The following is a 22,586-nucleotide window of genomic DNA, read 5'->3' on the forward strand; positions in this document are numbered from 1 at the left end:
TCCTCCCCTGTGAGGGTGTAGGGAGGGGTTTCGTCGACGTGCCTATACCGGAAATAGCAGATGAACCCCTCCCTGCCATTACACATTTCCATCACACCCCTCCCAGGGGAGGGAATTGAAAAACTTTTGCCGTTGTTGGTGTTGTCACCAACAACTATGCGCTGTGCAATTCAACTGGTGATCTCCGCTCTATGTCATCCGATGCGTTAACCTATCTGGTGGTTGTTGGTGACAACACCAACAACGGCAATGTGACAATACCAATAACAACAGCGTCCTGTTTTAACCTCCACTCCGTGTTGAAAATACACTTTGTAAAAATCTGGCTATATATCAAAAATGTGGAGAATTGTTAAAATAGTACTATCTTAATAGCGAATTGATTATATACCTTAGTGAACCGATTATAGTGTACACTAAACACCAAACCAATGCGCTGTAAAATATTAAATGTTGTGTTATGCATGGCTTGCATTGCCTTGTTTTCTGCCCGGGTTAGTGCTCAGGACGTGGGAATATTTGAAGGCCAAACCGATGTTGGTACGGTTAAGCATCAGGGTAGTGGGGCATATGATACTAAATTACAGCAATATACGCTTATTGGTTCGGGCCAGAATATCTGGGCTACGCATGATGATTTTCACTTTGTGTGGAAGAAAATGAAAGGCGATTTCATTCTTCGCACCAACGCCGCATTTATAGGCAAAGGTGTTGAAGCGCATCGCAAGGTTGGACTAATGGTTCGCACAACGCTTGATTCAAATTCAAAACATATCAATGCCGTTGTGCATGGAGATGGCTTAACCTCGTTGCAATACCGTAAAACGGTAAGCGGCATTACCGAAGAAAAGAAAGCGTCCATCACTGCGGCCGATGTGATCCAGTTGGAACGCAAAGGTAATACCTATACCATGTCGGTAGCCCGCAAAGGCGATCTCTTTGTGAGCGAGGAAGTAACCGGTCTTGACCTGGGCGACGACGTTTATGTAGGCATTTTCATCTGCTCGCACAATGCGGATGTTACCGAGAAAGCGGTGTTCAACAATGTACGTATAGTTACACCTGCGCCTGCCACATTGATACCTTACAAACAATATTTAGGCAGCGCCATTGAGTTGCTTGACCTCGAAAGTCAGAATGCAACGGTGGTTTATCAATCACCAAAATCACTTCAGGCACCAAACTGGACGCTTGATGGCAAATCACTTATTTATAACAGCGAAGGTTCATTGTATAAATTCGATCTTAAATCGCATACACCAACGGTACTCAATACCGGCATCGCTAAAAATAATAATAACGACCATGTGCTTTCCTTCGATGGCAAAATGCTGGCTATCAGCAGCGGCGATGGTGGCCCATCAATAGGATACACAGTTTCTTCGGCCGGTGGCGAGGCTACACGGGTAACCCAAACCGGGCACGGCGCAAGTTATATGCATGGCTGGTCGCCTGATAAAAAGTACATCGTTTTTTGTGGTGAGCGCAATAAGGAATTTGATGTGTACCGCATCCCCGCCGCTGGTGGTCCCGAAGAGCGCCTTACCAACACACCCGGACTTGATGACGGCCCTGAATATTCGCCCGATGGAAAATACATCTACTTTAATTCTGTACGCAGCGGCCTGATGCAGGTTTGGCGCATGAAAGCCGACGGCAGTGAACAAACGCAATTAACCAACGATGACTATAACAACTGGTTCCCGCATATTTCGCCGGATGGTAAATGGATAGTTTATATCACCTTCCTGAAAAACGAAGTATCTCCCGGCGATCACCCCTTTTATAAACACGTATACTTACGGGTAATGCCGGTTAATGGCGGTCCGTCAAAAGTAGTAGCCTACCTGTACGGTGGCCAGGGTACTATCAACACCCCGTCATGGGCGCCGGATAGCAAGCACCTGGCATTTGTAAGTAACTCTGATTTATTGTTCCCTGTATTTCCTATTGCAAAATAACCTTAAACATATAACCATGTATACATCACGCAGATCATTTTTAAAAACCGGCGCAATGGCAGTAGCCGGGGCGGCGCTACTTCCTGATAGTTTATTTGCCGCTACGGATAATAAACTTAAACGGGTAGGGGTGCAGCTTTATAGTGTACGCGATGCCATGAAGGCCGATCCGCAGGGAACGCTTAAAAAGATAGCTGATGCAGGTTATGCACATGTGGAGCATGCTAATTACATCGACAGAAAATTTTACGGCTATACCGCCAAAGAATTTAAAAAGATCCTGGCCGATCTTGACCTTAAAATGCCAAGCGGCCATACCGTAATGACACCTCAGCACTGGGATGCAGCCAAAAATGATTTTACCGATGCCTGGAAGTATACTGTTGAAGACGCGGCCACTATGGGGCAAAAGTTTGTGATAAGCCCCTGGCTTGATGAAAAGGTACGTACAGATACCGATGCCCTGAAACGCACTATGGAGCAGTTTAACAAATGCGGTGAGCTTTGCAAGCAATCATCCATGATGTTTGGCTACCATAACCACAACTTTGAGATCAGTACCAAAGTAGGGGATATTACCCTTTATGATTATATCATCCAAAATACCGATCCGGCTTTGGTGGCCCAGCAAATAGATATCGGTAACATGTACACTACAGGTGGCAGGGCGTTGGAGTTTATCAATAAATATCCCGGCCGTTTCCAGTCCATGCACGTAAAGGACGAAATTAAAGTACCGCCACACGGTGGCGATGATACTGAAAGCACCATTTTAGGCGCCGGGATCCTGCCAGTTAGGGATATTGTAAAGGCCGGGGCAAAAAAAGGCGGCACCTCGTTGTTCATTATTGAGCAGGAAGCATACCAGGGCAAAGACCCAATCGATTGTGTAAAAATTGATTTACAAATCATGAAAAAATGGGGCTATTAATAGTATAAGACTAACTTACACCCGTGAAGATTTAATTTTTACAGCCTTTTATTTTGAATTGTAATTATTAAGTTTGGGAACACATTATAAATCATATTAAGCCTTTCTCGTTACCTGTTCAGTAAGTTGAAAGTTTTGTGGCAGATAAATGGGCTTAGCTAAAACAATTTAGTTTAAACAATGGACCGGCGTACCGTCATTAAAAACCTGGCTTTAATAATAGGAGGGGCTGCATTGCTCCCGGCCTGTTCGCAGGATAAAGCAAAGTCGAAGGTTGCACTCAAAAATATCGATATCACTGCCGATCAGGAACAGTTGATAGGTGATGTTTCGGAAACTTTTATTCCTAAAACAACAACGCCGGGTGCCAAAGACCTGCAGCTGCATTTATTTGTGTTGAAAATGGTGGATGACTGCTATAAAAAGGAAGATCAGCAGGCATTTGTAACTGGCATGGGCCATTTCGCAGATCAATCTCAAAAATTATATAGTAAAACGTTTGACCAACTGGATACTAAAACGCGCGAAGAATTTTTGCTGGATATAGAAAAAGAAGGTAAAGCGGAAGAAGAGGCGGCCAGGAAAAACAGTGATAAAAAAGATGCTGCACCTGCCACTCCTCCTGCAGGCAAGTATTCGCCCGAGCTTAAGAAGTTTTACAGCATAGTAAAAAGGCAAACCATAAACGGTTATACCAATTCAAAATATTTTATGACTAAAGAGGTGGTATATGAGCTTGTGCCGGGCAGGTACAATGCGCATTTCCCTTACAAACAAAAGCAAGCAGTATAAGTAATGGCTAATTTAAATATCGACAGCGTTAAAGAACGCACTTTCGACGCGATAGTAATTGGTTCGGGCATGAGCGGGGGATGGGCTGCTAAAGAGTTTGCAGATAAAGGGTTAAAAACATTGATACTGGAGCGTGGCCGCGATGTGAAGCACATTAAGGATTACCCGACTACCAATATGTACCCCTGGGAGTTTGAACACCGGGGCGAATTGCCGATGGCGGTACAGGAAGCCAATCCTATTGTAAACCGCTGTTATGCCTTTGGAGAAAGCGCCGCGCATTTTTTTGTTAAAGATGCAGAGCACCCTTACATACAGGATAAACCCTTCGACTGGATCCGCGGATACCAGGTTGGCGGTAAATCCCTGCTTTGGGCACGTCAAACCCAGCGTTGGAGCGATTTTGATTTTGAAGGCCCCGCCCGCGATGGTTTCGCGGTAGACTGGCCTATCCGTTACAAAGATATCGCACCATGGTATAGTTATGTAGAGAAATTCGCCGGCATTTCGGGTAACCGTGATGGCATTGCCGAATTGCCGGATGGTGAGTTCCTACCCGCATTCCCATTAAATACTGTTGAAGAATATTTTAGAGATCACGTAAAAAGCAAATATAAAAACCGCCACGTGATCAGCGCACGTTGCGCCCACCTGTCAACCCCTAATCAAATCCACCTTGATCAGGGCAGGGTACAATGCCAAAGGAGAACGATCTGTGAGCGTGGCTGCCCCTTTGGTGGCTATTTCAGCGCTAACGCTACCACTATCCCCTGGGCTTTAAAATCTGGTCACGCCACATTAAGGCCATTTTCGGTAGTGGAATCTATTATATATGATGATAAGCTGGGTAAAGCTACCGGTGTGCGGGTTATTGATACCAATACCAAAGAAGCTATCGACTACTACGCCAAAGTAATATTTGTCAATGCAGCGGCGTTAAATACCAACCTGATATTGCTTAATTCTAAATCACACCGCTTCCCTAATGGTTTGGGCAATGACAGCGGTGTGCTGGGTAAATATGTAGCTTTCCATAATTATTCGGCCCATATTGGAGCCGAGTATGATGGCGCTAAAGAATGGACAACTGATGGGCGTAATCCTGCCGGCGGGGGGTATATCCCAAGGTTCAGGAATGTGTACAAACAAGAAACCGACTTTTTACGCGGTTATGCTTCAGGCTTTGGCGCTTACAGATCCCCGCAGCGTAGTTGGGACGGCGTAGGTAGCAGTCTGAAAGATAACCTGGCTAACAAAGAGCTTGGCCCGTGGCGTGTAGGCTCGCACATGATGGGCGAAACCATCCCGAAGGAAAGCAATTTTGTAAGTCTTGATGACAAGCAAAAAGATGCCTGGGGCGTACCATTATTAAAGATGAACATTGATTACGACGATAACGATGAGAAGATGAAGAAGGATTATGTGGAGCAGTTAACTGAGATGTTCACCAGCGCGGGCTTTACTAACATTAAAGCAAGTACCGATAAACGAGCACCGGGGCTTGATATTCATGAAATGGGCGGTGCCCGCATGGGGAATGATCCTAAAACATCGATATTAAACAAATGGAACCAGGTGCATAGCGTTAAAAACGTATTTGTTACCGACGGCGCCAGCATGACGTCAACCTCGTGCCAAAATCCGTCGCTAACTTATATGGCCTTTACGGCAAGGGCCGCCGATTATGCCATGAGCGAGATGAAGAAGGGGAACCTCTCCTAAATCCTCTCCAAAGGAGAGGACTTAAAAAGGGCGGCGTAAGGGGGGCTCCCTCTCCTTTGGAGAGGGCCGGGGTGAGGTCCTTCGTGTAAAAAAAACACAATGTAATATTTGGAAAATGAATTTTATTCATACATTTAACGACACAACCAAGTACTAAACAAATTTAACTAATCATATTATTCGTATGTCTGCAAACACTTATGACGCAATAGTCATTGGCTCAGGAATTTCAGGCGGGTGGGCTGCCAAGGAACTAACACAAAAGGGTTTGAAAACCATCATGCTTGAGCGTGGCCGTAATATTGAGCACATTAAAGATTACGTAAACGCAACCAAAGATCCATGGGAATTTCCGCACAGAGGCGGCCGTACCCAGAAAATGATTGATGATTACCCGGTTCTTAAACGCGACTATCCGTTAAATGAAACCAACCTTGACTATTGGGCAAGTGATAAAGATAGTCCTTATACAGAAATTAAACGTTTTGACTGGTTCCGTGGTTACCACGTAGGCGGCCGCTCGCTGATGTGGGGACGCCAATCGTACCGCTGGGCTGATGTTGATTTTGAAGCCAACTTAAAGGATGGCATCGCTGTTGACTGGCCTATCCGCTACAAAGACATCGCTCCGTGGTATAGCTACGCCGAGCAATTTGCCGGGATCTCCGGTAATAAAGATGGTTTACCTATCCTTCCTGATGGCGATTTTATGCCGCCTATGGAAATGAACGTGGTTGAAAAAGACGTTTCAAAACGCTTGAAAGAATTCTATAAAGAAGCGCGTCACATGATCATTGGTCGTACGGCTAATATCACTGTACCGCATAACAACCGTACCAACTGCCAGTACCGTAACAAATGCTGGTTGGGCTGTCCGTTCGGTGCTTATTTCAGCACACAATCGGCTACATTGCCTGCGGCTATGGCTACCGGTAATTTAACCGTTCGCCCATGGTCTATCGTTACCAAAATATTGTACGATAAGGATACCAAAAAAGCCAAAGGCGTTGAGGTATTGGATGCTGAAACCAATAAAACTTATGAATACTTCGCTAAGATCGTATTCGTAAACGCATCAACCATTAACTCGGCCTGGATCCTGATGAATTCAGCTACCGACGTTTGGGAAGGCGGCTTGGGCAGTAGCAGCGGTGAGCTTGGCCATAACCTGATGGACCACCACCTTAATGTTAGCGCTTATGGCCGGATTGAAGGTTATGAGGATAAATATTATTTCGGTCGCCGTGCAAATGGCTTCTATATCCCGCGTTATCGTAACCTTAACGGCGAAAAGCGTGATTACATCCGTGGTTTCGGTTACCAGGGTTCGGCAAGCCGCGAAGGCTGGAGCCGTGACATTGCCGAACTGAACATTGGCGGTGCGTTTAAGGATGCATTGACCGAGCCAGGTTCATGGCATATAGGTATGGGCGCTTTTGGCGAAACATTGCCTTATCATGAAAACAAGGTTACCATCGACAAAACCAAAAAAGATAAATGGGGCTTGCCTGTTGTTGCCATTGATGCCGAATTGAAAGCGAATGAGCTGAAAATGCGTATCGATATGGAAAAAGACGGCAAAGAAATGCTGGAAGCCATTGGCGCTAAAGATGTACAAACTTCAAGCACTAATCCGTTCCTTGGCCGTGGTATTCACGAAATGGGTACCGCACGTATGGGCCGTGATCCAAAAACTTCAGTATTGAACGAGTGGAACCAGGTTTGGGATGCTAAGAACGTATTTGTTACCGATGGCTCATGTATGACTTCGGCTGCATGCCAAAACCCGTCGCTCACGTATATGGCATTAACCGCACGTGCAGCCAACCATGCTGTTGAGATCCTTAAAAAAGGTGAAATTTAACCAACATCACATAAAAACAACCTAATAAAAACACCTATGACTGAAGAAAAGGACAAAACCCCAAACCCGTCGAGACGGCAATTTATTAAAAGCAGCGCTATCGCAGCCGCTGGTTTTATGATAGTTCCGCGCCATGTTTTGGGCGGTAAAGGTTTTATAGCTCCAAGCGACAAGTTATTGATTGCCGGCGTAGGTGCCGGTGGTAAAGGGCAAAGCGATATTGCTAATTTTTACAAAAGCGGCAAAGCCGAGATCGCCTTCCTGTGCGATGTTGACGACCGCAGAGCGGCAAGATCACGCAGCGATTTTCCTAAGGCAAAGTATTATAAAGACTGGCGCGAAATGTTTGACAAAGAACACAAGCATTTTGACGCGGTATCGGTTTCAACGCCCGATCATAACCATGCCATTATTACCTATAATGCTATGCAGCTGAACAAACACGTTTATGTTCAGAAACCGCTGACGCATGATATTTGGGAGGCCCGTTTATTAACAGAGGCTGCCAAAAAATATAAAGTGGTTACACAAATGGGTAACCAGGGTTCATCAAATGATGGTACACGCTTACTGTCAGAATGGTATGATGCCGACCTGATTGGTGATGTGCACACCGTTTACTGCTGGACAAACCGCCCCGTTTGGCCGCAAGGTATTGCATGGCCACCGCCACAACCAAATATTCCTAAAGAACTGGATTGGGACCTGTGGCTGGGTACTGCGCCTAAAAAAGATTACGTTGATAAACTGGTTCCGTTTAACTGGCGCGGCTGGTGGGATTACGGTACCGGCGCCCTTGGCGATATGGGCTGTCACCTGGTTGAAGCTCCTTTCCGCGTGTTGGGTATTCAGTATGCTAAGGATGTACAGGCCAGTGTTGGCAGTGTTTATGTAGATGAGTTTAAAGAAGGCCACTTCCCCGAAAGCTGCCCTCCATCAAGCCACATCACGTTAACATTCCCTAAAACCGATAAAACCAAAGGTGATGTTACACTGCACTGGATGGACGGTGGTATCCAACCGGAAAGGCCTGCTGAATTATTAGCGAGCGAAGATTTTGGCGGTGAAGAAGGTAACGGTACATTGTTTATCGGTACAAAAGGTAAAATGTATGCGAGCACCTATTCTGATGCAGCGACATTATTGCCGAAATCGCTTACCAAAAGCGCTAAAGCTCCGCAGAAATGGGCACGTGTACCGGGCGGTGCTAACGGCCACTATGCACAGTGGGTTGAAGGCTGTATTGCCGGTTATGGTAAAACCGAGCTAAGCTCATCGTTTGATAAGGCTGGTCCGCTTACTGAGGCTTTATTGATGGCTAACCTTGCGGTTCGCGGTCATGAGCTAAATGGCGGCAGGGTAAAATTAGTTTGGGATAACCAGGCTATGAAAGTTACCAACTTTGATGCTGTTAATCAATATATTAAACGCGATTACCGCGAAGGTTTCGTGTTAAAAGCGTAATTTAGGAATACGTGATTAGCTGGGAAAAGAGTTACGAAGCTTTAAAACTTCGTAACTCCGGTAAACACTAATTCACTAACCCAACTAATTCACTAATTCACTAATTCATTAAATCAATAATTAAACATGAATAGAAGAGAAGCGATAGGCAGGGTAGGTTTGATCCTTGGCGGTACCATCATCGGCGCCGAGTTCTTCATCTCCGGATGTAAACCATCTTCGCCGAAAGTAAACGACCTTTTTACACAGGATGATGTGGCCCTGATGGATGAAATCGGTGAAACCATTTTACCTGCAACTTCAACCCCGGGTGCTAAAGCTGCCGAAATTGGCAAATTTATGACCGTAATGGTACAGGATTGCTATACTGCCGATGATCAGAAAATTTTCACTAAAGGCCTTAAAGACCTGAATGATGCGAGCGACAAAAAATTTGGCAAAAAGTTTTTAGAGGCTACACCTGAGCAACGTACAGAACTGTTAACCGAGCTTGACAAAGAGCAAAAAGCCTATACCAAAACAAAAAAACCGGAAGATCCTAACCATTACTTCAGGATGCTGAAGGAATTAACCCTGCTGGGTTTCTTCACTTCAAAACCGGGTGCCACACAGGCCTTACGTTATATAGCCGTTCCTGGTAAATATGACGGTAACCTGCCATACAAAAAAGGTGATAAAGCCTGGGCAACCTAAAAAATTGCAATATCAATTGATTATACCTTTGATTTTTATAAAATTTGAATTGCTATCAAAAACAGCATTATGTAATAATGCTGTTTTTGATGTATACAATCGATTGAGAAGCGTTTAATCATCAAAAAACATCAACCCCAACAAAAACAAATGAAATTAAGATTAGGAATGATAGGCGGCGGACAAGGTGCCTTTATTGGTGCCGTACACCGCATAGCTGCCCGTATTGATGGCGAATATGAACTGGTTTGCGGTGCTTTTAGCAGTAATGCCGAAAAATCGCAGGCCAGCGGTCTTTTGCTTGGTTTACCGGCAAGCCGCTCATATAGCTCATACCAGGAACTTATTGAAAAAGAAAAGCAACTGCCCGAGGATGAACGTGTGCAGGTGATCAGCATTGTAACGCCCAATCATGTGCATTTTGCCCCAACCAAAATGGCACTCGAAAATGGTTTTCATGTGGTGCTTGATAAACCGATGACCTTTTCACTTGAAGAAGCTAAGGAACTGGAGAAAGTAGTAAGTGCATCGGGTAAACTTTTTTGCCTTACGCATACTTACACCGGCTATCCAATGGTTAAAGAAGCCAAGCAACTGATCAAAGCAGGTAAGATAGGAACCGTTAGAAAAGTTTATGTTGAATATCCGCAGGGATGGTTGAGCAGCTTTTTAGAAGGAGAAGATAACAAGCAAGCCTCATGGCGTACCGATCCGGGTAAAAGCGGGATTGCAGGTGCCATGGGCGATATCGGTACACACGCCTTTAACCTGGCCGAGTATGTCACCGGCTTACAGGTTACTAAAATTTGTGCCGATATCAACATCGTGGTTGAAGGCCGTAAACTTGATGATGACGGCGCTGCCCTGTTGAAATTTAACAACGGTGCAAGTGGTGTGCTCACTGCAACTCAAATAGCAGCCGGCGAAGAAAATAATGTGAAGATAAGGGTTTATGGTGAAAAAGGCGGTTTGGAATGGCACCAGAGCGATGCTAACTCGCTTACAGTAATGTATACTGATAAACCTGCCGAAACCTGGCGCACTGGTGGTGGTTATACCAGCTCATTCGCGCAGCATAACTCACGTACGCCTGCCGGTCACCCCGAAGGTTATCTGGAGGCATTCGCCAACCTGTACCGTAATTTTGCTTTGACAGTTAAAGCCGGTTTAGAAGGTAAGCAGGCCACTCCCGAAGAACTTGATTTTCCGGGTATCGAAGAAGGCGTTCGTGGAATGGCCTTTATCGAAAATGTGATAGCATCAGGTAAATCGGACGTTAAATGGACTGATTTCACTATTTAATCCACCATCTATTTAAAATAAAAAACATGACTACTATAAAAGGACCTGGCATATTTATAGCACAGTTTATAGGCGACGCGGCACCATTTAACAGCCTTGAATCAATTTGCCAGTGGGCAGCGGGTTTAGGCTACAAAGGTGTGCAGCTGCCAACAAACGACACCCGTTTTATCGACCTGCAAAAAGCCGCCGAAAGCAAAACTTATGCCGATGAGATCAAAGGCATTGTAAATGCTGCCGGTTTGGAAATAACCGAACTCTCAACCCACCTGCAAGGCCAGTTGGTTGCAGTGAACCCTGTTTATGACGATTTGTTTGATGGCTTTGCCCCTGAGTATTTGCGCGGTAACCCTGCCGAAAGGCAGAAATGGGCTGTACAACAGTTAAAATATGCTGCGCAGGCTTCAAAAAATTTAGGTTTAAATGCATCCGTTACTTTCAGTGGCGCCCTGCTTTGGCCAATGGTATACCCGTGGCCGCAACGCCCTGCCGGGATTGTTGAAACTGCTTTTGGTGAACTGGCTAAACGCTGGACGCCAATATTAGACGTCTACGAAGAAAACGGCATCGACCTTTGCTATGAAATTCACCCGGGCGAAGACCTGCATGACGGTATCACTTACGAGATGTTCCTTGATCATGTAAAAGGCCACAAGCGTGCTAACTTGCTGTATGATCCGTCGCACCTTGTATTGCAATGTCTGGATTACCTGGAATATATCGATCTGTACCATGAGCGCATAAAAATGTTCCACGTTAAAGATGCTGAGTTTAACCCAACCGGGCGACAAGGTGTTTATGGCGGCTACCAAAGCTGGGTTAACCGCGCCGGCCGTTTCCGCTCATTAGGTGATGGGCAGGTTGATTTTAAATCGATATTTAGTAAATTAACACAATATGATTATAAGGGATGGGCGGTGCTTGAATGGGAATGCGCGCTTAAACATCCGGAAGATGGTGCAAGGGAAGGTGCTCCGTTCATCAAAGATCATATTATCCGTGTAACTGAACGTGCTTTTGATGATTTCGCAGCATCAGGTTCTGATGATGCTTTCAACAGGAAAACGTTAGGGATCTAATTTTCGATTTCGGAATTCGGATTTTCGATTTCGGATTTATTGAATTTAAAAAACGCGTCATGCCGAACTTGTTTCGGCACCCCATAAGATAGGTATGCGAGTGCTTAGTATGGCTGCCTGGCAAGTGGGATGCTGAAGCAAGTTCAGCATGACGACATGATTTAAGACTTACGAAGTTTTTAAAACTTCGTAAGTATGAATTCTATAACTACGCAGTCTAAAACGAGTGTCATGCTGAGCCTGTCGAAGCATGGTGGGAGGCCTTTACGCGCGACCCTCTGACAGGTCCAGGATAACAGGCCTGCGCTCGCGATAATGACTTTGTTTAATGATAAAATAACCCCAACGGTAAAGTATAGGGTTGTTACTAAAAGGAAATATATCGCTGAAATAATTTCGGCAAAAAAGCATTTTGATACAGCCAATTAACCAATTATCAAATAACCTTAAATAATTTAAAATGCAAACTATTAACCGTACACAGCTATTCAGGGCAAGCTGCCTGTCGTTGCTGGTAACCTCATTATCATTCGGTATCCGTGCCGGGATTTTGAATGACCAGGGCGTAAGATTTCATTTGAACGCTTCGCAACTGGGTACCATTGCAGCAACCGCTTTCTGGGGCTTTCCGCTGGCTATCATTGTAGGCGGCTTTATTGTCGATATCATTGGTATGAAAAAGCTGCTGGTGTCAGCCTTCGTATTTCACCTGGTGGGGATCCTGCTTACCATTTTTGCCAATGGCTACTGGACGCTGTTTCTTTCTACCTTAATGATTGGTATTGCTAATGGTACGGTTGAGGCTTCATGTAACCCGCTTGTAGCTTCGCTATATACAGATAATAAAACTACAAAGCTTAATCACTTTCACCTCTGGTTCCCGGCGGGCATCGTGATCGGTACGCTCATCGTGTTCGGACTGGATACCACTTTGGCCCATGGCGTATCGCCCAAACCATACTGGATCTCGCAGGTTGAAATTGCTTTGATGCTGATTCCTACCATTGCTTATGGGTACCTGTTCTCGAAATTGGATTTCCCGGTTACCGAGCGTGTATCTGCCGGTGTAAGTACCGAGGATATGTATAAGGCATTGATCAACCCCTTGTTCCTGTTCATGATCATTTGTATGTTCGGAACAGCTATTACCGAATTATTCACCAACCAGTGGACTGACGTTTTATTCAAAACAGTTACGGACAACGCCATCCTTATTTTAACTTTTGTTGCCTCGGTACAGGTATTGGGCCGCGCATTTGCAAGCCCGATAGTTCATCGTTTGGCACCTCAGGGAGTGCTGCTAATCTCGGCCATATTATCGGCATTGGGCATTTATCTGATGGTACACCTGCATGGTGATGCTATTTACTTCGCAGCAGTAGTTTTTGGTTTAGGGGTAGCGTTCTTTTGGCCTTGCATGATAGGCTTTGTGGCCGAAAACCTGCCGCGTACCGGTGCTGTAGGCCTAAACCTGATGGGCGGCGCGGGCATGTTCGGAGTGTCTATTTATATGATATTTATGGGCGGTTTTTACGATAAAATAATGGCTTCGAAATTACCGGCAGGTGCCAGTCTGGATGCTTACCGTTCGGCGCCGGCTGGCTCTGAAATGGCGAAGGCGTTCGATGCCGCACGGTCGGCGGCCGGTCCGGAAGTGTTAAACACAACCCTGATTATACCGGTTGTATTAATCGTGGCATTTATAGGATTGGTAATTTACATGCGCTCACGTAAAAAAACTGCTTCATTAGGCGCTATATCGGTTTAATAGGGTTTTAATTATGATAAAAAATTGTAATTTTCGCCTCATTAACCAACCCAATTAAAATTACATGATGAAAAATACCAGGAGCTTTGTTAAGGAACAGATTTTCTGTTAGGTTATCATCGAAAACAACAATTAAACTCTTATGAAAAAAGTATTCGTTATTCTTTGTATCAGCGCGGCTTTTGCTGCCTGTGGCGGAAATTCATCAAAAAACACCGGTGGCAGCGACAGTACCCAGGGTGCAAATCAATCTGCTAAAGCGGCAAATTCTGATGCAGATACAGTTGTAGCTAAAACCGGTACCGAATCAACAGGCGGTTCTGCAGGTTCAGCAACCGGCGAAAAATTAATAGCAACGTTAGATTGCAGCACCTGTCATAAAGTTGATACCAAAGTTATCGGCCCTGCATTCCAGGATATCGCTAAAAAATATGATGCTTCACAGGCTAATATCGATATGCTTGCCAAAAAAATCATCAGTGGCGGCAGCGGTAACTGGGGCAACATAGCCATGACCCCGCACCCTTCATTACCTGAAAGTGATGCCAAAGAAATTGTACAGTACATTTTATCATTAAAAAAATAATAAGGGTAATTAAATCCGACCTTAAAGTATAATTATGACTATCGGAATTAGGGTAAAACTTTCAACAATGATGTTCCTGGAGTTCTTTATCTGGGGCGCGTGGTTTGTAACAATGGGCACTTATTTAACGGTTACGTTAAAAGCTACCGGAACGCAAAATGCTGGTGCTTACGCAACGCAATCATTAGGTGCCATTATCGCTCCTTTTGTGATCGGACTTATTGCTGATAAATACTTTTCGGCACAAAGGATCCTGGGTGTACTGCACCTGTTGGGCGCTGCCTCACTTTATTATGCAACTACCATAGCTGATTTTGATAAGTTTTACCCTAATATCCTGTTTTACATGATCATTTACATGCCAACACTGGCACTGGTAAATTCGGTTTCATTTAAGCAGATGCAAAACCCCAGTAAGGAGTTCCCTTTAATCAGGGTGTTCGGCACAGCCGGGTGGATCGTTGCAGGGATAGTTATCGGCTTATTAGGATGGGAGAAAAGCGGAACGCTTGTGCTCACCTTCAAAATGGCATCAATAGCATCTCTCATATTGGGTTTATTGAGCTTTACATTGCCTGATACCCCTCCGGTAAAAAGAGGGCAGAAGACCACATTTGGCGATATCATTGGCTTAGATTCAATCGGCTTGTTAAAAAACAGGTCGTATTTAATTTTCTTTTTGGCGTCGGTAGCTATATGTGTACCATTGGCGTTTTACTACAACTTTACCAACCCTTTTTTAAATGAAGTGGGCGTTAAAGCCGCTGCCGGTGTACAGGCCATGGGGCAGGTATCCGAGCTGGCGTTCATGGCAGCGATGCCTTTGTTTTTTGTGCGGTTCGGTGTAAAAAAAATGCTGGCTATCGGTATGCTGGCCTGGGTACTGCGGTATATATTCTTTGCCTACGGCGACGCAGGTTCAAGCTACTGGATGCTTATTGCGGGTATAGTAATGCATGGTATCTGTTACGATTTCTTCTTTGTAACCGGGCAGATCTATACCGATAATTTAGCGGGCGAGCGTTTTAAAAGCGCGGCCCAGGGCTTTATTACCTTAGCAACTTATGGCGTAGGAATGCTTATAGGTTCGTACATTTCAGGCCCTATTGTTGATCATTGGAAAGTATCAGATACATCACATAACTGGCAAACCATTTGGCTTATACCGGCAGGTATTGCCGCTGTGGTATTGATATTATTCCTCGCTTTATTTAAAGATAAAACAAGCATGGCCACAAAACCAGGTTTGGATATTCAGGAACCATCAGCACAAACCGAAATATAATTATGGCATCAAATCAAAACAGGCGGTCGGCTATTAAAAGCATGATCGCGGGCACGGCCGCAATTGGCGCGTCGGGTGTATTATCTTCATTTACCACCGAAACTGAAAAACATATGCAGGCTGATGATAAGCTCAAAGGCAATATTAACCATGCTGTATGTCGCTGGTGTTACGGCGATTTTACGGTAGATCAGCTTTGTGCCGCCGCTAAGGATATCGGCATAAAAGGGATCGACCTGGTTGGCCCTTCAGACTGGCCTACACTAAAAAAATATGGCTTGTTCTCCTCAATGTGCAACGGTGCCGAGATCAACCTTACCGATGGTTTTGGCGATAAACAGTTTCATGCCAAGCTGCATGAAAACTATACCAAAATGATCCCGCTGGTGGCAGAAGCCGGTTATAAAAACCTGATCTGCTTTAGCGGCAGCCGTCGCGGTAAAACCGACGAGGAAGGCTGGAATAACTGCGTTGAAGGCCTTAAACCTATGGTAGCCCTTGCCGAAAAACACAACGTAATATTGGTAATGGAACTGCTGAACAGCAAAATTGACCATAAAGATTACCAGTGCGACAGGGTAGAGTGGGGCGCGGAACTTTGCCGCAGGCTCGGTTCGGAAAACTTTAAATTGCTGTATGATATTTATCACATGCAAATTGATGAAGGCGATGTGATCCGCAATATCCGCGCTAATCATCAGTATATCGCTCATTACCATACCGGCGGTGTTCCCGGCCGTAACGAAATTGATGAAACACAGGAACTTTACTATCCGGCCATTATGCGTGCCATTGTTGAGGTAGGGCATAAGGGTTTTGTAGCGCAGGAGTTCATCCCGAAACAGAAAGATAAAATAGCTTCGCTTAAAAAGGCGGTGCATATTTGTGATGTTTAAACCTTACATCACCTTATCACTCTAAAAAGCTAAACTAATAAAACAAATACATGACAACCAGAAGAACATTTTTAGCACAAGCCGGATTAATGGCAGCAGGCGCAATGCTTGCACCGAAATTGGTATCGGCGAAAGCTTCAAATAAAGTGGGCCTGCAATTGTATAGCCTGCGCGATCAATTACCCAAAGATGTAAAAGGTGTTATTGCACAAGTGGCAAAAGCCGGTTATAATGAGGTTGAAACCTTTGGCTTTAACAAAGAAACAGGATATTGGGGATTAAAAGGTAAAGAATTTAGTCAGCTATTAAAAGATAATGGCTTAACAACTCCAAGCGGTCATTACGGACTGGACGAATACTTTGGCTCTGGTAAAACTGACGACCTGAACGCATACATTGAGGTTGCCAATACCATTGGCCAGTCGCACATTATTATCCCTTCTTTAAACCACAACTTTATTAAAACGGTTGACGACTGCAAAGGCGTTGCCGAGAAAATGAATAAGATTGCCGAGATACTGAAAGCATCGGGCTTAAAATTAGGTTACCATAACCACAACTTTGAGTGGGCGCCTGTCGGTGATACTACTTTTTACGATGTAGTACTTAACAACACCGACCCTAAACTGGTGGCCATGGAAATGGATCTTTACTGGGTAGTACGCGCCGGTAAAAACCCGGTTGAGATTTTTGAAAAACACCCCGGCCGTTTCGCTTTTGTGCATGTTAAAGACAGGGATAAAACCAATGCCGAACTAAATACAGAAATAGGTAACGGTGATATCGACTTCAAAACCATATTGGGTAAAGCTAAACTTGCGGGCATTAAGCACTTTATTGTTGAGCAGGAAAACTATACCAATATTGATCCGTATGTGAGCATTGCAAAAAGCGCTTCATATCTTAAAAATACGCTTCACGTTTAAACCAATTATTTTAGAGAGATGAAATATCCATTAATACTAACCGCCCTTTTAGCAGGAAGCTGCTTCATGGCAAACGCGCAAAATGCCAAACCTGAAGACACCGAGATTTGGGAACCGGTACCTAAAGTAGTTACGCCGGGCAAAAATTTAGGCGATGCCCCTTCAGACGCAATTATTTTGTTTAACGGTAAAGGCCTTGACGAGTGGGTTTCTGTTGAAGATAAAACCCCGGCTAAATGGCTGGTTAAAGGTGATGTACTTACCGTAAATAAAGCTACCGGTAATATTGAAACCAAAAGAACTTTCAGCAATTACCAATTGCATATTGAGTGGAAAGTGCCTGCTAACATTACAGGCAGCGGGCAGGCCCGCGGCAACAGCGGCGTGTTCTTAGCTTCGATAGGTAAAGGTGATGCAGGTTATGAGCTACAGGTTTTAGATTCGTACGAAAACAAAACTTATGTTAACGGCATGGCAGGCAGCTTGTATAAGCAAGTGATCCCACTGGCAAACCCTGGTCGCAAACCCGGCGAGTGGAATGTTTATGATGTAATTTGGACCGCTCCTGTATTTAACGAAGACGGTTCATTGAAATCGGCAGCAAGGGCTACCGTATTTTTCAATGGCGTGTTGGTTGAAAACAACTTTGAGCTGCTTGGTCCTACTCAATACATCGGCAAACCATCTTATGAAGGTAAAAAACATGGCCCGTCGCCAATTAAGTTACAGGCCCATGGCGATAAGAGCGAGCCGCTTAGCTTCCGCAATATTTGGGTAAGAGAGCTGTAAGCAACGCTACTAATTTTTGAACATATGATAAGCCTCCCGGTAATGCCGGGAGGCTTTTTTTGTGGTACCGTATTTAATATTCTAAAGGCAGACTCTACGGATGCTTAACGCTGTATTCGTTTATATATCGCTATCTGCTAATCCGTTTGTTAGCTTTAGTTTGGCGCATTCCGCTTTCAGTTTTATATGATTGGTTTTTTTTGTCTACATTAAACTTATAAATATTATAGCCGTATAAGCTAACTATAAACCATTTCTGTTTCTCTTTTTAAGGAGCGGATTTTCAGGAACATTAAAACTCAACACAGCCTGTTATTTTGAATATCTATAAATATTTGTTTGTTGTGGTTGCCTTGCTGAGTGCCCGAAATGGGTTTTCGCAGGATAGGAACCTTAAGTTTGAACATATCGGTACCCGGGAGGGCTTATCACAAATTAATGTAAGTACCATAATTCAGGATAGCCGGGGTTTTATGTGGATAGGTACCCGCGACGGCCTTAACCGGTATGACGGGTACAGCTTTGTGATATATAAACACAGTATCCAGGATGACAATTCATTAAGCAGTAACCTGATATCAGATATTGCCGAAGATAAAGAGGGCAACATATGGCTCGCTACACTTTTTGGCCTAAATAAACTCGACCGTAAAACAGGTAAGTTTATACATTACTTTCATGACAGCGCCAATTCAAACAGCATCTCAAGTAATTTTGTAAACAGGCTGATATTTGATCATGATGGTATTTTATGGATAGGCAGCCAAAAAGGCGGGCTCGACAGGTTTGATATCTACCAAAATAAATTTACCCATTATAAACACAACGAGGCCGACCTGTCGTCATTAAGTGACGATGATGTTACCGCGTTAAAGGAAGACTCCAAACACCGTTTATGGGTTGGTACCCTGAGCCACGGTCTTAACCTGTTTGACAGAAAGAAGGAAACTTTTACACGATATCAAAGCCAGCCGGGAGTAAATGCCAGCATTTCAGGAGGGTATGTAAGTACGATTTATGAAGATATTGCGGGCAGGTTATGGGTAGGAACCGAAGATGGCGGGCTTAATTTATTTGACCCGGGAAAAGGCACATTTAAACATTACCTCCAGAATAAAAAAGATTCGGGCACCATCTCGGGCTATACTGTTTTGGCATTAAGCATGGACCTGAACGGTAATTTGTGGGTAGGCACCGAAAATAATGGCGTTAATATCCTGAACCCGGTTACCGGAAAAATAACAGGCTATAAGCATGATGATATTGACAGGGGCAGTATGAATGGTAATTCCATTTACAGTATTTGCCGGGACAGGATGGGTAATATGTGGCTGGGGGCATTTAGTGGCGGTATTAACCTGTATAAGCGCAGTACCGAAAGCTTTTCGCATTTCAGGCATAGCTCATCGCCAAACAGCCTGGCCAATAATTTTGTACTTTGTCTGCATGAAGATCAGGATAGTAATATTTGGGTAGGTACCGACGGGGGCGGCGTTAATGTGTTTAACAAGGATGGTACTGTTAAACACTATGTGAATGATCCGGCTAATGCCAATAGTCTGGCAGGAAATTATGTATTGAACATCATCCAGGATTTTAAGGGTGACTTTTGGATAGGTACCTGGGCTGATGGCTTGTGCCGGTTTAATCCCACCACGGGCAAATTTACCAGCTTTAAACATGATCTGGCAAAACCCGGCAGCTTAAGTAATAATAATGTTTATGCCCTTACCCAAACCCGCGATAACCGCATTTGGGTAGGCACCTATAACGGCGGCCTCGACCTGTACGACGAAAAATCGGGTACATTTTCGGCTTTTAATTATGATCCTAATGATCCTAAAAGTATCAGCAGCGATAGGATCTATTCCCTGCTTGAAGATCATAACGGCAATTTTTGGGTTGGCACTTTTGATGCCGGCCTCAATTTGATGGATAGGAAAACAGGTACCTTTACCCGGTTTCAGCACGATGAGAAGCGTAACAGCATCAGCAATAACAGCGTCCCCGATTTGTTTGAGGATAGTAAGGGCCGCATCTGGATCAGTACACTTTCGGGGCTTAATCTATTTAACCCGGTTACCAAACATTTTACGGCGTTTACAACCAAAAATGGCTTACCAAGCGATGTTATTTATGCTGTGCGCGAAGATAAGTTGGGCACCATATGGGTTAGCACCAATAATGGCTTATCCAACTATGATCCGGTTAAGAATACCTTTAAAAACTATACTATTGAAGATGGTTTACAGGATGAAGAGTTTAAATCACATTCGGCCCTGCAAACTAAGGATGGCAGGATCTTTTTTGGAGGGATTAACGGTTTCAATTCCTTTACACCCGGACAGATTTTAAAACCATCAGCCTTTATGCCCCTGGTTATCACCAATTTTCAATTGTTCAATAAAACCGTGAAAATTGCCCGCGGCAAGGATGACCCATCCCCCTTGAAACAAGATATAAGTGATACCAAATCAATCAAATTATCCTATACTCAATCCGTAATTACATTACAGTACGCGGCGCTTGATTACTCTTCATCTGATAAAAAGAAGTACAGTTACATACTCGAAAACTTCGACACAGACTGGAACAATGTGGGAAGCCGGAATACTGCTTCATATACCAATTTGCCACCGGGCGAATATACTTTTAAGTTAAAGTATCAGAATACGTCAGGGTTATGGTCGCCGCCTTCAGCGGGATTAAAAATTACCATTGTGCCGCCGTTTTGGTTAACCTGGTGGTTTAAATTAATTGCCGCGGCAACCATAATTGCTTTGGTATACTTTATTTTTAAATACCGGATTAAATTTCTGAAGGCACAAAAAACCGTACTGGAGCGCCAGGTAAAGGAACGTACCGAAAGCCTGGTAAAAATGACAACGAATGAACGCCTGGCCCGCGAGGCATCAGAAAAAGCCCGTGAAGAAGCCGAAAGCGCCAATAAAGCCAAGAGTATTTTCCTGGCTACCATGAGCCATGAAATCCGGACACCTATGAACGGTGTTATCGGTATGGCAACATTGCTGGCCAGTACCCGGCTTACCAGTGAGCAGGAGGAGTATACCGAAACCATAAAAAATTGCGGCGATGCCCTGTTAACCGTGATTAATGATATTCTTGACTTCTCTAAAATTGAATCGGGCAATATGGATCTTGATGAAGAGGATTTTGACCTGCGTGATTGTATAGAAGGCGTTTTGGATGTTTTTGCCGAAAAGGCTTCGCGGTTAAATCTTGACCTGGTTTACCAGGTTGAGCATAATGTGCCGGTACAAATTATTTCCGATTCGATACGTCTTCGACAGATCCTGATTAACCTGGTAGGCAATGCGGTGAAATTCACAACCCAGGGCGAAGTTTTTATACTGGTAGGGGTAAAAGAGCAAAAAGATGACGACCTGGAATTGATCTTTAAAATAAGGGATACAGGCATCGGCATTGCCGAGGATAAACTGGAGCGTTTGTTTAAGCCATTTTCGCAGGTTGATTCAAGTACCACACGTAAGTATGGGGGCACCGGTTTAGGTTTGGCTATAAGCGAAAAACTGGTTAAGCTAATGGGCGGCGAAATCAGCGTACAAAGCGAAATAGGCAGAGGGACTACTTTCTCGTTCACCATAAAATCAAAAGTGGGACAAAAGGTAAAACGAAATTACGTTTACCTTAACCTTGCCGAATTGGAAAACAAGCGGATTTTATTTGTTGATGACAATGCCACCAATCGCGATATAATTGACACGCAACTGAGGCAGTGGAAATATGAGCCTGTAGTTGTGGCATCGGCAACTGAGGCGTTAAAAGTGCTTAACGATCAGGATGAGCATGTTGACCTGCTGATAACGGATATGAGTATGCCCGAAATGGATGGCCTGCAACTGGCTAAAGAAGTAAAACGGAAATTTCCTGAAATGCCCATTGTATTATTAAGCTCGATAGGCAGTGAACAAAGTAAACGGGAAGACAACGTATTTAATGCGGTATTGACTAAGCCTACAAAGCATAATCTGTTACATAAGTATATAGTTGAGCAGTTAAAAGCCGGCAGCGGTATTAAAACTGAGTATCAGCAGGTGCAAACAGCGTTTTCTAAAGATTTTGCTAAAAATTACCCCATGAGCATTCTGATAGCCGAGGATAATTTAATAAATCAGAAACTTGCTATGCATATGTTAAGTAAAATGGGCTATAGCGCCGATATTGCGGAAAATGGGCATGCTGCGTTAAATGCTATGGTAACAAAACATTACAACCTCATTTTGATGGATGTACAAATGCCCGATATGGATGGTTTGGAAGCAACGCGCTTTATCCGCAGTAATATGCAGGACCAGCCGGTAATTATTGCCATGACCGCTAACGCCATGCCCGAAGATAAGCAGGCATGTATTGACGCCGGCATGAATGATTACCTGAGCAAGCCCATGAAACTTTCTGATTTAATGGAGATGCTTGAAAAATGGGGTAAATATATAAACGGACATAATAAAGGTTTAATGAATTGACGTTATATTTACTTCGAAAA

Annotated in this window: 16 protein-coding genes; all 16 read left to right on the plus strand. The window is 44.1% G+C overall.

Features of this window, described 5'->3' with window-relative positions; all coding sequences use genetic code 11:
- Positions 1–431: 431 nt before the first annotated feature.
- The 16 genes from BLP33_RS02590 (at position 432) to BLP33_RS02665 (ending at position 22,566) form a co-directional block, all read left to right on the plus strand.
- Positions 432–1,961 carry a TolB family protein gene (locus tag BLP33_RS02590; RefSeq protein ID WP_090524584.1) on the plus strand — a complete coding sequence of 510 codons (1,530 nt, stop codon included), beginning with the start codon at positions 432–434 and terminating at the stop codon, positions 1,959–1,961.
- A 16-nt stretch (positions 1,962–1,977) separates the two neighbouring features.
- Positions 1,978–2,892 (plus strand): TIM barrel protein, encoded by a 915-nt coding sequence (locus tag BLP33_RS02595; RefSeq protein WP_090526169.1) that lies wholly within the window; start codon positions 1,978–1,980, stop codon positions 2,890–2,892.
- Positions 2,893–3,072: 180 nt separating this feature from the next.
- Positions 3,073–3,684 carry a gluconate 2-dehydrogenase subunit 3 family protein gene (locus tag BLP33_RS02600; protein ID WP_090524586.1) on the plus strand — a complete coding sequence of 204 codons (612 nt, stop codon included), beginning with the start codon at positions 3,073–3,075 and terminating at the stop codon, positions 3,682–3,684.
- A gap of 3 nt (positions 3,685–3,687) precedes the next feature.
- A complete protein-coding gene (locus tag BLP33_RS02605; RefSeq protein ID WP_090524589.1) occupies positions 3,688–5,406 on the plus strand; it encodes a GMC oxidoreductase in 1,719 nt (572 codons plus the stop codon).
- A 184-nt stretch (positions 5,407–5,590) separates the two neighbouring features.
- Complete coding sequence (locus BLP33_RS02610; protein WP_090524591.1) at positions 5,591–7,270, plus strand: GMC oxidoreductase; 1,680 nt, start codon at positions 5,591–5,593, stop codon at positions 7,268–7,270.
- A 36-nt stretch (positions 7,271–7,306) separates the two neighbouring features.
- Positions 7,307–8,734 carry a Gfo/Idh/MocA family protein gene (locus tag BLP33_RS02615; RefSeq protein ID WP_090524593.1) on the plus strand — a complete coding sequence of 476 codons (1,428 nt, stop codon included), beginning with the start codon at positions 7,307–7,309 and terminating at the stop codon, positions 8,732–8,734.
- Between the two features lie 126 nt (positions 8,735–8,860).
- Positions 8,861–9,427, plus strand: a complete 567-nt coding sequence (locus BLP33_RS02620) for a gluconate 2-dehydrogenase subunit 3 family protein (RefSeq protein ID WP_090524595.1) — start codon at positions 8,861–8,863, stop codon at positions 9,425–9,427.
- Positions 9,428–9,577: 150 nt separating this feature from the next.
- Positions 9,578–10,729, plus strand: a complete 1,152-nt coding sequence (locus tag BLP33_RS02625) for a Gfo/Idh/MocA family protein (protein WP_254780046.1) — start codon at positions 9,578–9,580, stop codon at positions 10,727–10,729.
- A gap of 26 nt (positions 10,730–10,755) precedes the next feature.
- Positions 10,756–11,808, plus strand: a complete 1,053-nt coding sequence (locus BLP33_RS02630) for a sugar phosphate isomerase/epimerase family protein (RefSeq protein ID WP_090524597.1) — start codon at positions 10,756–10,758, stop codon at positions 11,806–11,808.
- A gap of 460 nt (positions 11,809–12,268) precedes the next feature.
- Positions 12,269–13,576, plus strand: a complete 1,308-nt coding sequence (locus tag BLP33_RS02635; RefSeq protein WP_090524599.1) for an MFS transporter — start codon at positions 12,269–12,271, stop codon at positions 13,574–13,576.
- 142 nt (positions 13,577–13,718) lie between these two features.
- Positions 13,719–14,162: a c-type cytochrome gene (locus tag BLP33_RS02640; protein ID WP_090524602.1), complete on the plus strand. Its 444-nt coding sequence runs from the start codon at positions 13,719–13,721 to the stop codon at positions 14,160–14,162.
- Positions 14,163–14,196: 34 nt separating this feature from the next.
- Positions 14,197–15,447: a nucleoside permease gene (locus tag BLP33_RS02645; protein ID WP_090524604.1), complete on the plus strand. Its 1,251-nt coding sequence runs from the start codon at positions 14,197–14,199 to the stop codon at positions 15,445–15,447.
- Positions 15,448–15,449: 2 nt separating this feature from the next.
- Complete coding sequence (locus tag BLP33_RS02650) at positions 15,450–16,343, plus strand: hydroxypyruvate isomerase family protein (RefSeq protein ID WP_090524605.1); 894 nt, start codon at positions 15,450–15,452, stop codon at positions 16,341–16,343.
- A 50-nt stretch (positions 16,344–16,393) separates the two neighbouring features.
- Positions 16,394–17,269: a sugar phosphate isomerase/epimerase family protein gene (locus BLP33_RS02655; RefSeq protein WP_090524607.1), complete on the plus strand. Its 876-nt coding sequence runs from the start codon at positions 16,394–16,396 to the stop codon at positions 17,267–17,269.
- An 18-nt stretch (positions 17,270–17,287) separates the two neighbouring features.
- Positions 17,288–18,058 (plus strand): 3-keto-disaccharide hydrolase, encoded by a 771-nt coding sequence (locus BLP33_RS02660; protein ID WP_090524609.1) that lies wholly within the window; start codon positions 17,288–17,290, stop codon positions 18,056–18,058.
- Between the two features lie 317 nt (positions 18,059–18,375).
- The gene (locus tag BLP33_RS02665) at positions 18,376–22,566 is read left to right on the plus strand and encodes a hybrid sensor histidine kinase/response regulator (protein ID WP_090524611.1); all 4,191 of its coding nucleotides are present in this window, start codon (positions 18,376–18,378) and stop codon (positions 22,564–22,566) included.
- The last annotated feature ends 20 nt before the right edge of the window (positions 22,567–22,586 follow it).

Origin of the sequence: Mucilaginibacter sp. NFR10 (genome assembly GCF_900100445.1) — a bacterium.
In the GTDB taxonomy this organism is placed as follows: Bacteria; Bacteroidota; Bacteroidia; order Sphingobacteriales; family Sphingobacteriaceae; genus Mucilaginibacter; species Mucilaginibacter rubeus.